Raw genomic sequence first — 15185 nt, 5'->3', positions numbered from 1 at the left:
TTCATAAAAAAGATTCCGCAAAAAGGTCCGTTTCCACTTGGAAACGGACCTTTTTATTAGAAGAGTGTGCGTTTGTTCATCCATGCCCCCAGCTTTGTAAAAGGGGTGCGCTTTTTCGTATAAGTGAGCGCCTGCGGCTGACAGAAGGCCTGGTAATCTACTTTTTCAATAAAGAGAATCAATCTTGCTAAAGCAAACAGAAAAGCAAGCGTGGACCCGATGGAAAAGCTTAACCCATAGCCATCATAGCCGAAGGGGAGAAACAGCAGGGACAGACCCAAATTCAATAGGAAGAAGGTGATCGATGTCCACATCGCTCCTCTCCGGTCTTCAAAGTAAAGAAGGATCAGTGTTATGACAAGAACCATCGCATTTGCAAAAGCACCGATGGTCGTAAATCGGAAAATCGACGCAATTTCAGGCTCCAACGACAGGAAGGAGGCAAGACTTCCGATAGTCAGAAGGATCAGCAGGGAAAAGAGTCCCTGGCTGCGGATCAGACGCTCCATCTCCTGTTTCAACACGCGCTGCATCGCTGCTTTGGCATTTTTGATCTGCGAAAGTGTTCCCCCTTCATTGATATAGCCGTAAAAGACCCGGTACCGCTCGTAGAAGCGGGTTTCAACGGACACGACAAATATGATGAGGGTTGGGATGATGGTTAAGTACGACCAGAAAATCGCCGTATCATAAATGCGGTGGTATAAAAAAGATTCCAACAGAAACCCGTGTCCCTCACCGAACCAGATCACCCAGTTACAGACCCAGATGCCGACATTATACAAAAAACCTGTCCAGAACAAGGAAGGAAAACGATCGAAATAGTTCAGGTAACTGAACTGGTTCTCCTTCGACCGGTTCGGGAACGTCATGAGCATCGACATGAACAATCCGAACAGTGTAACAAGCATTCCGGACGTAAATCCGGCGAGCAGGAAGAAGCTGTTGGAATGCTCGAATATCGGAAACCATGCGGCATTTTTTCCAAACAGGAAGACGAGGAGCAGAGCAGCCCCGCCTCCGGCGAGGAAGCTGTAGGCAACGGCCTGATAGAACTTCGCAGCGCTCAGAAATAAAAACAGCACCCAGATCAGGTTGACGGTTACAAATAGAATCAGCATGAGCCATTTAAAGTAGTAAGGAAGCGGTGAAATCCAGAAGAAGATCAACCATCCTATAAAGGCCAGGGCGAGTGTTACTTTTGTCATCCCGATAAATGTCGGGAAAATGGCCTCCGTCCGCCGTTCATAAAAAAGGTCGGCGGTGTACCGTGTGACGACCAACTGCTGCACTCCGAAGAGGACCTGGGAAAAAATGAAGCAGTAGGCCACAGAAAGGTTGAACAGTTCCCTCTCCTGCAGATCAAGCAGGGAGAAGAACGAGGTCATCCACTGAATCACAGCAATGGTCGCAATGACGACAAGCCATGGGCCGGAAGTGACCAGCCCTGCAAATGCGTAGGCTTTAATCCGGGAGGAAAAATAGTCCTCCTGGAATAATTTCTGCAGCTTAAACCCGATGCCGGCCATAAGCGAGCCCCCTTTCTGTGTACAAATCTGCATACTGGTCGATGAATTGATGCACTTGGTAATAGGTTTCTGCCCGTTTCTGTCCGTTTTTTCCGAACTTCTCCGCTTCCTGAGGATGCTCATAATACCATTGGCAGTGCTCAGCTATGGCTTTCGGATTCACAGGCGGTACAACAAAGCCGGCCGGTCCATACGGGTCATCTTCCCGGCCGTACATAAGCTCTGAGCAGGATCCGACGTCTGTAACCACATAAGGAACGCCTGCTGCCATGCCTTCCAGCACCGCGAGCGGCTGTCCCTCTGAGATACTTGTGAGCAGGCAGACGTCAAAGTGGGGGAGGTATTCAATGATATTGACTTTCCCGGCGAGAGTGACGCAGTGTTCCAGACTCAGCTGTTCGATCATCAACCGGCATTCCTCGGCATATTCCTCCTCTTCATCGAGCGGGCCCATAATCGTCAGTTCAAAAGGGACCCCTTTATCATCGAGGACTTTGGCGGCATTGATCATCGTCTTAATATCCTTGATTGGAACAACGCGGACGATGGCACCGATCTTAAGCACATCTGTTTTAGGGAGCTTCACGATTCCTGATAACCGGTCATAATGAATGCCGTTCGGAATGACGGACAGCTTGTCTTCATCAGCGCCAAGTTCATGTTGAAGCCGGCTGTTACGGTCGAACAGCGTGATGACATCATCCGCTTCCGTATAGGCCTGCTTGGATAAATGGTGGAAAAACTGGACCCAGCGTTTTTTATAATACTCAGGAATCCATCCAGCCTGCAGGATTTCCTCCTCCCGTTCCCGGGAATAGATCCCGTGTTCCGTCAAAAGATAAGGAATCCCCTGCCGCTGTTTGATAGCGGCAGCAATCAGTCCGGCATAGCCCGTGGAGGCAGAATGGATCAGATCAAGGTCCGGGAAGTCCGCCTGCAGCAGTTCCAGGACAGGAGTGAACATGCCGCGCCACATCCAGAAGTAATCGATGAAGGAACCCGACTGTTCTTCAATCCGGTAGCTTTCCTGGACCATGTTCCAGAACAGTTCACTTGAAAACAGTGCTTCGGTTGAACCGATTTTTTTCTTGAAGATGTCCAGGACATCCGGTGGAAGACCGCGGAACATCATCCAATCCGTCAGCATGTGCTGTTCTTCTTCGGTAAGCTTGACGCGCCGCTTTTTTGCGGCGGGTTTTATGTTTAATGGGAGGTTGATCACCTCTGAGATATTGGAAGGAAGCTCATAGCGGTAATCGTCGGCGGTCATTTCCTCCGGTGTAATGGCAATAATGACGAACTCATGCCGGGGAAGCTGAGTGGTCAGCATCTGAACCCAGCTTGCCACACCGCCGCTTACGTATGGATAGCTTCCTTCGACGACCATTCCTATTTTCACAAGGCTTCATCCTTTATCTTAAATTCAGCGTACGGTTGTTTCAGAGTCACCTGATACAGCGTTCCTGATTCACCAAAGGCTTTGACATCTCCGGCCTCAAAAGAACCGGTTTCCAGACTTCCGTCGTTCACCCTTATTAAAATGGTGGAAGGCGAAAGCAGCTCGTCACCCTGTACAATGATTTGACTGTCCTGGTAGGTGACCGTTATATCGGAAGCTTGATACTGTTTCATCTTTTTCGTTGCGTCCGTCTGCCGCATCCCTTTCAGGTGTGTGTAGTGATCGTGAATATAATGGAGCATGTCTTCATAGGACTGTCTCATTTCCGGCCATCCGCTGTCTCCGGCCCGGTATGGATCGAGGACATCATCCGGATGGATAAAGTGGGCGAACACTCCGAAGTTGGCAATGGCGTCAATCTGGACGAAACGCTCTTCATCGGTTTCCCCGTATCCGCTTGATATCCTTGGGAAATGGTAGAGGGAGGGGAACTCACTGTTTGGTTCATATTCCTGTAAGAAGGCTCCCGTCTCTTTGTTGCCTGTATATAAGCCGGATACAGCCTCAAGGTCCGGAAATACTTCGTGCAGAGCGCGTACTCCGGTTTTATTTAATACATTGGAAGGAGGGACGTAGGAATGGATGTCTTCTTCCTTGAAGTAATAATCGAACAGGTCGTCCACACGGTGTAGAGAGTCTTCCATCTCGGCCTGATTCTTCCATGGCCGATAGCCGTATTCAGGATCGATCGGTTCATCTGCGGTAACAAGAGACTGGTGGTTATATCCATGGATGCCAATCTCACCGTCCTCCTTCAAGACCTTGCGTCCGAAATACAGCATCGGAAAACGTCTCGTCTCAATCAGTTCTTCGGATGTCAGGTCCATCGTGTCCTGATAGGTACCAATTAAGTATCCGGTATAAATCACATCTTCTTCTTCCCCGATCCGTTTCATATCCTCCCACCAGACGTCCGAATAAAAATCCTCTACATCTAAATCGTAGTCCCGCTGGATCACATCCGTCGTGCCGCTTGGGACAGGTGCAGGGAAGTCATCAATGTGCATCACCTTAATGCCTGCCTGTGAGGAAACAAATGTTGGAGGCAGGAAGGAAAGAGCCTGCAGCATTAACCCCCGCGAACTTTTTTCTGTGACAGAAGTGGTGTTCCAGAACATGACGTTTCCTTCTCCGTAAGTGTTGGACCATAGGATCGGGTGGTCTTCCGCTTCGATGTACACTTCAGCTGATTCTGCAAGCTCGACGTCCGCAATGCTGTGGGAAAACAATTCGGAGTCACTGCCTAAATCCATATAGCCTGGGAATACTTCTTTTACGAAAGTTAACCCGTAGATGTCGTCAATGAAATCTTCTACGTCTTTCAAACCGATAAGTTCATTCCAATCGGGGTTGATGAAGCGTGAGGCAATATACAGGTTTCCTCCTTTTTCAACGTAGGAGCGGATCTCTTCATACGGCCATTCTTCTGAGTGCTCGCCTCCAAGCACAAGTACCGAATAGGGAGAAGCGCTGAGGTTTTTGATTTCCTCTTTCGTTATTTCCTTATAGGAGATTTTTGCGTAGTCCATGGCATATTCCAGATTTTCAACAGCGTCTTTGGACAAAGGTGTATCATTTTTATGAACGTAAACGTTCAACTGTTCTCCTTCTGGTAAGTCCTGGTCTGTGCTCATCGTTTCTACAGGTGTTCCCTGCGCCGTTTCAGCAGGAAACCACTGATGGAACATGTCGAGCCGCATAAACTGAAGAACGATAATGGCTGCAGTGAAAAATAAAAACAGAACCGATGCATAAATGATGATTTGTTTTTTCAAAGCGCTTTTCCTCCCATCTGTTGGATGATAAAGCGTTGGTTCTCAGGGATGTCCTCTTCTTTGACATATTGGAAAAGATCCGTGAGTACCGGCTTGATGTTTTTCCAGTCGCGGCGGGCATAATACAATTCAATCAGTTTCAAATAGCCTCCAGGATGGGAGGGGAACTGATCCGTCATTTCATGATAGGCGCGCTCTGCTTCATCTGTTTTGTACCGGCGTACGTAAATATCACCGAGGCTGCGGTACATCCACGGTTCTTTATCAAGCTTGGGAACAGCCTCTTCAAGCAGTTGTTCATATTGTTTCTCAAGCCGCTCCTGTCCGTTCTCATCCAGAATGCCGCTTTCTAAATAACGTTCGTATACGTTGCATAAACGTTCAAAAGACATCGGTGCTTCCGGGTCCAGTTCGTTTCTGGCATGCTCCAGCTCTTTCTCGAACCGGGTGGAGAGCACATTCATGGTCGTTGCGGCATAGTGAACGGTTTCGGAGTTGTTGTTGGTCAGGCCGAGGTTTAAGTGCCGGCCTTTATTGGCGATGTCCGAATTGATCAAGCTTACAATCAATTCCTTCTGATTGACGCCGTCATTTCTCAAAAGAGCATCACTGATCGGTGATAAATCCATGCTGCTGGATGCTTCATAGCGGAGGTATTCCAAGTTCAACGGTGTGAAATTCACATAGTCGTCATACTCATCAATCATATGGTTTGTCCCTGCCAGTTTAGCCGCGAACCAGGCGGCAAGCCCGAGAAGTTCTCCGATAACCGGAAGAAAAACGCTTGTGATGGCAAGCCATGTGATCGTTCCCTTGTTGTCATCATCCATTCTTTTTCGGAGCAGAAAGGAAACAATCAGAACAATAAGAGCGTGAATCACATAGAAAAAAATCAGCCAGTAAGGTTCTTGGAAATTAACCAATGTGAATCCCGCCTTTAGTTTCAAGTGCTTTGTAAATCCGCTCTTCGACGATGGACGCATTCTGTGTGCTTGTCCCTGGAAGTAGGAAATAGAAATACTGGTTAGATTGGTCGTACCCCATGATGTCCAGCTCTCTCAAATAGGCCCGGAGGATGATTTCTGCTTCAACTACAGACATTTCCCTGTAAGGGCTGACATCGATAGAGACGACACTGTAAGGAACGCCGTATTTTTCCTCGCGCTTCTCCTGCATTTGTACGAGCTCATCGAAGGCTTCTTTATAATAGATGTTCGTTCCCGGATACATCTTCTGCTCTTCTTCCTTACGGAGGTATTCCCCGGCTCTTTCAATCCGGTTGCCCATCCAGTCAAGCACGAGAGAGAGGATCTGAACTTCGTATTTTGTCAGTTTGGCAAAATCAAGCTGATCGATGACGAGAACTTCCCGTACATCCTGGTTATAAACAACCGGCCCGATCAACACGGGGGCAGTGGCTTCATCTTCAACTGTCTTTAAAGTAATCGTTTTGTTCCGCAGACTGCGTGAGAAAATAGAAGCCGCATCATCGATGAAAATGGTCTGCGGGAGCCGCTCGGTATTTCCTTTCCGGACGCGGAGCCGCAGTGATTTTTTAGACGAATCCACATGATAGATGGCCAGGTCTTCTGCGTCAAACAGGTCCCCGATGATCGTAACTGCTTCGTTCCGGACAAGTTCAGGAGACGGCTGATCCAGTGTTTTTCCGACTTCGTAAATTCTGGAAAGGGTGTACTCGGAATCCAGCACTTTCGCCTGCATCACTCTTTGGGAACGCTCCAATACACTTAGAGACGATTTTAATTCTTCATTTTCATCTCTCGTCTCCTCGAGTACATACTGCTGACTTTCGTACCTCTCCCGGAAAGAAGTGCTGTATAGACCGCTGATTACGGCCGTCACCAATAGGAAGAGGAGCGATAAATAATTACTGGAATCATAGAATAATAGAAATAAATCCCCGTCCCGCTGATAGATGTCATATACATGATAGATGAAGGCAGCTGCAAAGCTGAGCAGGGCCAAATGAAGACCGTAACGAAGTGAAAATAAGAGAACAGCAAAGAAGACGGGGTTGAACAGCCATTCGAGCATATTCCACTCCAGGGTTTGATCAAGGAATCCTAATACTAAAAAGACGAGGATCAGTTCAATAAATTTTCGGATAAAACTGGATTGTTGGTAGAACATTCAATCACCTCCATAAGGATTTAGAGTACTTTAACATGTTAAATATGTGGTATAATGTCGATAAAATTGAATAGAGCCGGCAAACTTATCGAAAGGTAAGGGCGCAAAGACATGGGTCGTAGTTCCCTCCGGGAGCCGATCGCCAGTCTGCAATGCCGCAGCCGCTCTCTGAAAAATCAGGAGGCGTATGATGGGTATTTTTTCAAAGATGAAATGGAGTCTTCTTGTTGTTTTGACCGCTGGTCTCGTATTTTCCCCTTTTCCTGCTTTTGCACAATCTTCCAATCCACTTTCCAATGTCCAGTCCTACAAAATTTATTATGATTACCCGACCGATGCGATTTTGAATCAAATGCAGGCGTACGACGCCGTCATGATTGAACCTGTCCTCTATACCAAGGATCAAATTGAAACCATTCAGCAGTCCGGTACCTTGGTGTATGGGTATATCAACACGATGGAAGCCGATAACTGGAATACCGCGCTGATCAGTCAGCTGGAAGAGTCCGACTTCTTCCACCGTGACGGGGAGCGTGTCTATTATCCGGAATGGGACTCTTACCTCACCGATATCACCTCGGACCATTATCAGCAGGTGCTGCTGGCTGAAATTGAGAAGCAGATTACAGCTAAAGGTCTGGATGGGGTGTTCCTGGATACCGTCGGCAATATCGATAACGAACACTGCGGATCCGATGTGCTGGATGACCAGCGTGCGGGTATGGCTGTGTTCCTGCAGGAAATCCGGCGCCAGCACCCCTCCTTGTCCCTTATCCAAAACTGGGGGTTTGGCACCCTGTCCACCACAACGTATCCTTATGTAGACGGCATTATGTGGGAGAATTTTAATTACTCAACGGTTTCTACCAACCAATGGTCCCAGAATCGTATAGAGGATCTCCAACAGCTGCAAACAGAAACGGGCCTGGAAGTATTAACGGTCTCTTTTACCGAAAAAACAAAGAGCACGAACTATGCAGCATCAAAAAACTTCAAGCATTATCATGAATCCAGCCACTATAATGCTTGGTAATAATTATACAAAAATTTTCTTGGAAATTGGGCTGAATGGCGCAAAAATGTCGAAAAACGAACAGATCAAGGACTTTTCGAGGGGAGCCTAAAGAAGGGCTCCTTCCCTTTTACAGTAGACATATCCTTAATTTTCCTGTACATTCCAAAGTAAGATAATGATAGAGGAGGAGAGGCAATGATCTTAGTTACAGGCGGAGCCGGATACATAGGCAGCCACATTTGTCTTGAGTTACTGGAGCGGGATCATGAGGTGATCGTGATAGATAACTTATCGAACAGCCATCCTGAATCACTGATTCGTGTGCAGGAGCTGACGGGGAAGACGTTGACGTTTGTAGAAGGGGATCTCTTGAATCAGGATCTATTGCGTAAGATTTTCGAGGATTACGACATTACAGCTGTCATTCATCTGGCAGGACTGAAAGCGGTCGGTGAATCGGTTTCTATGCCGCTCACGTACTATCATAACAACATTACAGGGACTTTGATGTTGTGTGAAGTGATGATGGAATTTGATGTAAAACAACTGATCTTTTCATCCTCCGCTACTGTTTATGGTACACCTGACTCTCTTCCTCTTACGGAGAGTGCATCGGTCGGGGCCACCAATCCTTATGGCCGTACGAAGCTCATGCTTGAGGAAATTCTTCAGGATTTATATGTCTCTGATAAAGAGTGGAGCCTATCCATCCTCCGCTACTTTAATCCCATCGGTTCTCATCCGAGTGGCCGCATCGGTGAAGACCCGGCAGGGATTCCGAACAACCTGATGCCTTATATTACAAAAGTTGCTGTCGGTCATTTCCCTGAGCTGAAAGTATTTGGTGATGATTATCCGACCGTGGACGGCACAGGAGTGAGAGATTACATTCATGTCGTCGACCTGGCAAGAGGTCACGTGCATGCACTTGAAAAAACAGCAGGAGAATCCGGGATCGAAACGTACAACCTCGGTACGGGAGAAGGCTACAGTGTCCTTCAGCTCGTGAAGGCTTTCGAAAAAGCATCCGGGCGCAGAGTTCCCTATGCCATCGAGGACCGCCGCCCCGGCGATATTGCAGAGTGCTTCGCAGACCCGGCCAAAGCTCATTTGAAACTGGGCTGGCAGGCAGAGAAAACAATTGATGACATGTGCGTGGATTCCTGGAACTGGCGGAAGCAGAATCCGGAAGGTTATACAGGAGAGAAGAATGCTTCCAAGCGGGAGCTTGCCGGGCAGAAATAAAAAGGAAGAGTGGACACGCGTGTCCACTCCTTTTTTTACCGCCAGGAGCGTAAGCCCCTTCCCTTTCCGCGGACGAGCGCCCGAGCTTCCTCGCAAAACCCACGCTCAGCGATCTCGGCCCACTCGTTCTTCCGCAGGAGTGGAAAGGGCACCGCTTCTTGGGGGTTCTTTTAAAATCGAAAAAGACGCTTCACCCAGCACACCCTTGATGGATGGTGGGCAGTCTTTTTCATATTCCGGCAGGCAGTCGTCATCAGCGACTGTGCTTTCCCTTTTTCTTTTCCATGCACGCGGCAAGTGCGCAGCCCGTGCCGTGCTTTTGAATCAGCGAACCTGCTTAGTGCACAACCTCTCTCCTATATATTCTAACGTCGGCACGAGGAGCGTTCGGCGGTGACGCCTGCGGGAACAGCGCGAGCCGAAGATCCACTTGGTCAAATGGTTTCTTGACCAAGTTAGCTGAGGCCGTGCCCGCGGCAAGCATCCGCCGATAAGCGAAAAGTAACCCTTCACATGACGAAAGGGCAGCTCTAACTGGTTAACACAGGGTTTTTCTACAGCCAAAGGAGTGGACACGTGTGTCCACTCCTTTTTTTCAGGAGGGTTCGTTTCCGAAGGCCTCCGGCAGCATTTTAAATCCGTCGATTTCTGCATCTTCTTCAATTTCGATCATGATGCAGCGTTTCCCTTTGTAGTTGACCTGTCTGACAAACTCCAGGTCCTGGGGACTGATGGAGATGTTGGCCACTTTCGTGTTGATTTTAATCGATTTCGTTTTGTATTTAGGAACGATGCTGCTGGCTTTCAGCTCATATCCTTCGTTGTCTGTAATCATTTGAAAAGCATGTTTGACTTGATCGCCTTCGACCTGCTCGCCGCTTTGGTTCAATACGCGTTCTACGTCGCGGTAGTCGAGCTTCGGCGGCGCATCGTCCTCATTTTCCTCCACCACTTTGTTGATTTCACCGTATACACTCGCGAGCGTTGAAGGACTCAGCTGGTCACCGACGACACCCCTGATGACTTCTTCGAATACCGCTTTGTCTTCTTTCGCTGTCATTATTTCTTCGCCGTTTAATACATCTTCGATAAACCAGTAATCCGGTTCGTTGGCTTTACCGGCAGCGTACAGCACGTGGTTGACGTCGGAGGTTCCTTCCGTAATGCTCGGGAACATGAATCCTGTCAGCGGATGCTTCAAATCGATGACCGGGTCGACCTGGATGTTGTATTTGAATTCCTTTTCAACATAGTCGAACTGGATTTCCTTTTTAGGCTCTTCGGTCTGGTTGACGCTGCAGAGAATAAACGGGTTGGAATATACCGCATCGCGGTCACTTTCTTCCGAATCTTCACTGCGTCGTCTCGTCGGTTTTAAGTATTCGGCGCGGATGAAGGTGATGACGACATCCTTCTCATAGGGGTGATCCTTGATCATTTTTTCCGTCATCGCAAGCATTTCCTGTTTCCAGTCTTCTACGTTACGGCTTAAGAGGCCGCGGTGCAGAATGAACTGACTGGAGTCCTCCGCCTCCTGTTTGAATTTCAGCTCGAACAGCTTCTCGTCCAGCTGCCCGGTAAGGACTTTCTTGAAGTTGGTCATAAAGAGCTCCTGCTGGTCACGGTCCAGCATTTCAAACGGCTGGCTCTGATGGTGATATATGTCCGTTGATTCTTTCATAATATAGACGTTGAATATATTCGATATCTTCATCAGATCATTGTCGACCTTCAGTTGTTTCCGGATACCGGCTATGTCTTTTTTGTCCATCGATCCCACTCCTACCTCTATGATTCTTTCATTTTATCATAGCTGGGGAGCGTGCCGGCTCATCGTTTTTTTATGATGAATTCTTCTTTCAGCAGGAAACCGGCTTGAGGGAAATCAAGGCCTGTCTTCCATCCACCCACCCCTTGGATGTCGTATTTTTTTACAAGCCGGTATTTGGCCAGTATCGATCGGGCGTCCTCAAACCAGACTTCATGGAGATCCCCCTGTTGATCGGTGTAGGTGAACCAGGGGCTGCCCTTTTCGTAATCATATTGGATCGGGCGTTGATGCTCCACGGCCGTATCGACAGCCTGCTGCTGGGAATAGGCTTTAACGTCTTCAGGCTTGGCTGTGTTCCAGTCATAGGCGTACATGGCAATTCCTAAGAAGATTTTTTCTTTTGGGATGGCTGTTACCGCATAGTTCATGACAGCATCGACCTTTTTGATCGGAGCAATCGCGCCGGGAACACCTCCGAGCCAGTGCCAGTTGTACGTCATAAGAAAAACGAAGTCGACAGCCTCACCGATGGTTTTGTAGTCGTAGGCTTGGTGGTGGGCCGGGGCGTAGGCGCCTGTCATGGGCGGCAGGGCAGTCCCGACTTCTCCTCCTATTTTATGGAGACGTCCGGAAAGATCTTGGATAAATGTATTGAAATGGGATCGGTCCTTCTGGTGCAGGCTTTCAAAGTCGATGATCACCCCTTTGTACTGTTTTTCGTCTACGAGTCCGGCAATATGCTCAATCAAATCCTTCCGTTTCGTCTCATTGGAAAGCAGGCGGTGGGCCAGGTCTGGATCGAAGCCTTCCTCTGTTAAATTGGTGATGGTGGCATGGGGGACCAAGCCTTTCTTCCATGTGCGTGAGATGGAATCTTCTCCGCTCATCCGGCTGAGTGTTCCGTTCTCATCCGGCCGGTATTCGAACATGCCGAGGGCAGATAAATAATCCCCATAATAGTCGATGGACTGCTGGTTTTTCACTGGGCTTCCCGGAATGAAAAACGCCCCTGCTGTAATGGGCTTCTTCCTGCTTTCAGGGATGTGCAGGGTTTGACCAGGGACAATGATGTCGCTGGTCAACCTGTTCCGTTCTTTTAAATTCGCCATCGATGTCTGGTGCATTCGTGCGACCTTCCAGAGCGTATCTCCGTCCGTTACATGATACGTATTTCCCGGGATGATCACAGACTGCCCCGGCATAATCCGTGCGCCGTTCGTAATGCCGTTGACTTTCTTTAAAACGTCGGTGCTTGTTTCATACTGATCTGCGATTTTCCATAAACTGTCCCCGGGTTTTACGGTATAGAGGACGCTTGCAGAGACCGGACCGGTGTGAAGGAAGAAAAAAATGAATATGGTGAGTAGACCTATACGTTTCATAGTGACCTCCAGCAATAGAAAGGGGATTTTCCCTGAAATGGGAAAATCCCCTGCATTCATTTAGTTATCTTGTTTTGCTTTTTTGGATTTGCGGGCTTTTTTCGCTTCTTTCTGATGAGCTTCATTTGCAGCCGCGCTGCCAAACTCCTCAGAAAACTCTACATCCGCCTGTTTTGGAGCAAACCCTTTTTGGTTCTTCTGCTCCGCTTGGTTTTTCTTTGTTTTCTTCGCCATCGTTCTCCACCTCCTTGTCCCTGTTAGTATGGTTCTTCTTCGGTCATCTCATGTAAAAAGAGGGAAGAAAATCATCTGGAATCGTTTGGGTGAAGCAGGTATAATGGAACAACAATGATGATGGAAAATGTAGATGGAAAAGGGGCGCAGGCCTTTTTCCATCTATTTTTTCTTTCCTGAATAGAAAGGGACGAACGTATGGATTTCTTTACAACCATGGAACAACAGACCGGAGTAAAGCTGAATGATGTCCAAAAGCAGGCGGTCCTTCACACAGATGGGCCGCTGCTTCTGCTGGCTTCTCCGGGATCAGGGAAGACGACCACACTGAATATGAAGATCGGCTACCTGCTGCTCGAGAAAAAGGTGAAGCCGGAGCGGATCATGGCGATCACCTTCAGTAAAGCCTCCGCCCGGGATATGTCAGAGCGTTTTGACCGGTTTTTCTCCTCTCTCACAAACGAAAAAGTCCATTTCTCAACGATTCACAGCTTTGCTTTTCAAGTCGTCCGGGAAACTCTTCAGAAAAGAGGGGAGGCCTTCCAGCTGGTCGAGGGGAGTGTCAGTGATGAAGAACTCAAAAAGGGTTTTCATGGCCCGGACGTACCGCTCCACAAAAAGTTTATTTTGAAAAAGATCTATGAGGACATTCATCAGAAGCAGATGTCAGAGGATGAAATGGATGAACTCATGACTTACATCAGTTTTGTGAAAAACCGGATGATTACAGGGAAAGAGCTGGAGAAGGTTTCCTGCACCGTCAAGCGGGCGGCCGATATCTATAAGGCTTATGAACAGTTTAAAAAACAACAGCTGCCGGACAGACGCCTGCTTGACTTTGACGATATGCTCACGTATGCCCATCAGTTTATGTTAGAAGATCCACAACTGCTTGGAAAGTATCAGCGCCGCTTCGAGTATGTACTTACAGATGAAAGTCAGGACAACAGTGTAGTCCAGCATGAAATCGTGGAGCTTCTGGCTCGTCCGCACAACAATTTATGTGTCGTGGCAGATGATGATCAGTCGATCTTCATGTGGCGGGGGTCCGATGTAACGAAGCTGCTGCAATTCGAGAAGGTGTACCCGGATGCGACCGTAATGACGATGTCCCAGAACTACCGGTCGTCGAAGGAAATTGTGGAAGCCTCCAATCAGTTTATTAAACGCAACAAAAAACGCTACCCAAAGCAGATGTTTACAGAAAACCCGTCCAATGCTCCCATCCAGATGCAGACATTCAGTAACTATGACCAGCAGCTGACCTATGTCGCAGAAGCTGTAAAAACAGCGTCTCCAGAAGAGGAGACGGCTGTGTTGTACCGGAACAATTCATCAGCCGTTCCACTGGCAGACAAGCTGGATAAGGCGGGCATCGATTTTTATATGAAGGATATCGACGCCAAGTTCTTCAAACACTGGATTGTTGAGGATATGTTGAACTTTATGCGTTTCAGCTACAACGATCAGCGGGTGGATATTCTGGAGCGGATTCATACGAAGTTCAACGGTTACATTACGAAAAAGCAGATGGCCTTTTTGAAACGAACGGCCATCACAGCCTCTATTTTTGATCTGTTGAGGGAAGAGGATATTCCATCCTATCAGGACAAAAACCTGGCCCAGGCAAAAAAGATGTTCCATGAAATGAATGGCATGGAGCCTGATAAGGCCCTCCGCATGATCCGCGATAAGCTCGGCTATGACAAAGCGGTGACGAAGATGTGTGAGAACTTCGGTTTTAATGCGGAGCACTTGTTTGGAATTCTTGATACTCTTGAGGAAATCGCTCACGGTCTTGGTTCTTTGAAGGGGTTTGCAGACAGATTGAAACACCTGGAGCGGCTGATTCAGACGTCGAAGCATAACAAAAATAAAGCGCCGCTGACTTTAACCACGTTCCACAGCGCCAAAGGTCTGGAATACGATAACGTATATATGATCGATCTTATCAACGGAGTGGTTCCATCTAAAGATGATATGGAGCGGTATCGTAGTGAAGACAAGGCAGCCATGGAGGAAGCGGTGCGATTGTTTTACGTTGGTATGACGCGGGCACGCTCTCACCTTGAGCTGCTTTCCTACAACTATAAAGGCAGCGAGCGGGTCACGGAATCGATTTTTCACATGAACGTCCGCCGCATTATCCAGCCGGAGGGCGCGAAGAAGAAAAAGGCACCGATCCGCCCGGCTGTTGATTTGTCGGACGAGTCGTTATTAAAAGAAGAAGATATGGAGCTTGGATTGAAAGTGTCCCACCGGAAATTCGGTACAGGCGTGATTTCTGAATACGGCGGGGATCACATAGGCATTCAATTTGAGGAACACGGATACAAGGAACTGCTGCTGGCGTTCTGTCTGGAGAATGGATTGTTGAAAAAAGAGTAAATACAGGAGAGGCTCACAAAGGCAGAAAGGGAAATCCCTTTGTTTCAAAAGAAGGACTTCTTCTTTTCTGCATCAGCCTGAGTTAACCAGTTAGAGTTGTCCGCATGTTGTGTTGAGAGGGCACGTTCCACTTATCGGCGGATGCCTGCCGCGGGCACGCCCTCCGCTGACTTGGTCAGGAAGACCGCCTGCCCAAGTTCGCAGAATCAAAAGAACGGCATGGGCTGCGCTGGGTG

Annotated in this window: 11 protein-coding genes and 1 riboswitch; of the genes, 3 read left to right on the top strand and 8 right to left on the bottom strand. The window is 48.1% G+C overall.

Annotated elements, in window-relative coordinates; translation table 11 throughout:
• Window positions 1-56 precede the first annotated feature (56 nt).
• From pelG to GLV97_RS06400, 5 genes are read right to left on the bottom strand one after another with little or no spacing between them, the layout of a single operon-like run.
• Window positions 57-1529: an exopolysaccharide Pel transporter PelG gene (gene pelG, locus GLV97_RS06420; RefSeq protein ID WP_160889319.1), complete on the bottom strand. Its 1473-nt coding sequence runs from the start codon at window positions 1527-1529 to the stop codon at window positions 57-59.
• Window positions 1510-2928: a GT4 family glycosyltransferase PelF gene (gene pelF, locus GLV97_RS06415; RefSeq protein ID WP_160889318.1), complete on the bottom strand. Its 1419-nt coding sequence runs from the start codon at window positions 2926-2928 to the stop codon at window positions 1510-1512. Before pelF ends, pelG begins: the two co-directional genes overlap by 20 nt.
• Window positions 2925-4763, bottom strand: coding sequence for a DUF2194 domain-containing protein (locus tag GLV97_RS06410; RefSeq protein WP_160889317.1), 1839 nt, complete (start codon window positions 4761-4763; stop codon window positions 2925-2927). Before GLV97_RS06410 ends, pelF begins: the two co-directional genes overlap by 4 nt.
• Window positions 4760-5686, bottom strand: coding sequence for a hypothetical protein (locus GLV97_RS06405; RefSeq protein ID WP_160889316.1), 927 nt, complete (start codon window positions 5684-5686; stop codon window positions 4760-4762). The genes GLV97_RS06410 and GLV97_RS06405 overlap by 4 nt, the downstream gene beginning before the upstream one ends.
• Window positions 5679-6914: a hypothetical protein gene (locus GLV97_RS06400; protein WP_160889315.1), complete on the bottom strand. Its 1236-nt coding sequence runs from the start codon at window positions 6912-6914 to the stop codon at window positions 5679-5681. Before GLV97_RS06400 ends, GLV97_RS06405 begins: the two co-directional genes overlap by 8 nt.
• A 68-nt stretch (window positions 6915-6982) precedes the next feature.
• A riboswitch (cyclic di-GMP riboswitch) is annotated at window positions 6983-7069 on the top strand.
• A gap of 35 nt (window positions 7070-7104) precedes the next feature.
• Between GLV97_RS06400 and GLV97_RS06395 the strand changes: the two genes are divergently transcribed.
• Together GLV97_RS06395 and galE are read left to right on the top strand one after the other, a co-directional pair.
• A complete protein-coding gene (locus GLV97_RS06395; protein WP_160889314.1) occupies window positions 7105-7947 on the top strand; it encodes an endo alpha-1,4 polygalactosaminidase in 843 nt (280 codons plus the stop codon).
• A 177-nt stretch (window positions 7948-8124) separates the two neighbouring features.
• The gene (gene galE, locus GLV97_RS06390) at window positions 8125-9174 is read left to right on the top strand and encodes a UDP-glucose 4-epimerase GalE (protein WP_160889313.1); all 1050 of its coding nucleotides are present in this window, start codon (window positions 8125-8127) and stop codon (window positions 9172-9174) included.
• A 595-nt stretch (window positions 9175-9769) separates the two neighbouring features.
• On the opposite strand, the gene GLV97_RS06385 is transcribed toward galE, so the two are convergent.
• Genes GLV97_RS06385 through GLV97_RS19780 form a run of 3 tightly spaced genes read right to left on the bottom strand, consistent with a single transcriptional unit; the run spans window position 9770 to window position 12561 of the window.
• Window positions 9770-10945 (bottom strand): DUF4317 domain-containing protein, encoded by a 1176-nt coding sequence (locus GLV97_RS06385; protein ID WP_160889312.1) that lies wholly within the window; start codon window positions 10943-10945, stop codon window positions 9770-9772.
• Window positions 10946-11004: 59 nt separating this feature from the next.
• The gene (locus GLV97_RS06380; protein ID WP_160889311.1) at window positions 11005-12327 is read right to left on the bottom strand and encodes a glycosyl hydrolase family 18 protein; all 1323 of its coding nucleotides are present in this window, start codon (window positions 12325-12327) and stop codon (window positions 11005-11007) included.
• Window positions 12328-12387: 60 nt separating this feature from the next.
• On the bottom strand, window positions 12388-12561 hold the full coding sequence (locus GLV97_RS19780; RefSeq protein ID WP_202409778.1) for a hypothetical protein: 174 nt from the start codon (window positions 12559-12561) through the stop codon (window positions 12388-12390).
• Between the two features lie 198 nt (window positions 12562-12759).
• On the opposite strand from GLV97_RS19780, the gene GLV97_RS06375 reads away from it, so the two are divergent.
• The gene (locus GLV97_RS06375; protein WP_160889310.1) at window positions 12760-14949 is read left to right on the top strand and encodes an ATP-dependent helicase; all 2190 of its coding nucleotides are present in this window, start codon (window positions 12760-12762) and stop codon (window positions 14947-14949) included.
• The last annotated feature ends 236 nt before the right edge of the window (window positions 14950-15185 follow it).

The sequence above is a fragment of the Halobacillus litoralis genome (assembly GCF_009856355.1).
Taxonomy (GTDB): Bacteria; Bacillota; Bacilli; order Bacillales; family Halobacillaceae; genus Halobacillus; species Halobacillus litoralis_B.
This window is presented reverse-complemented; position numbering and strand designations above follow the sequence as displayed.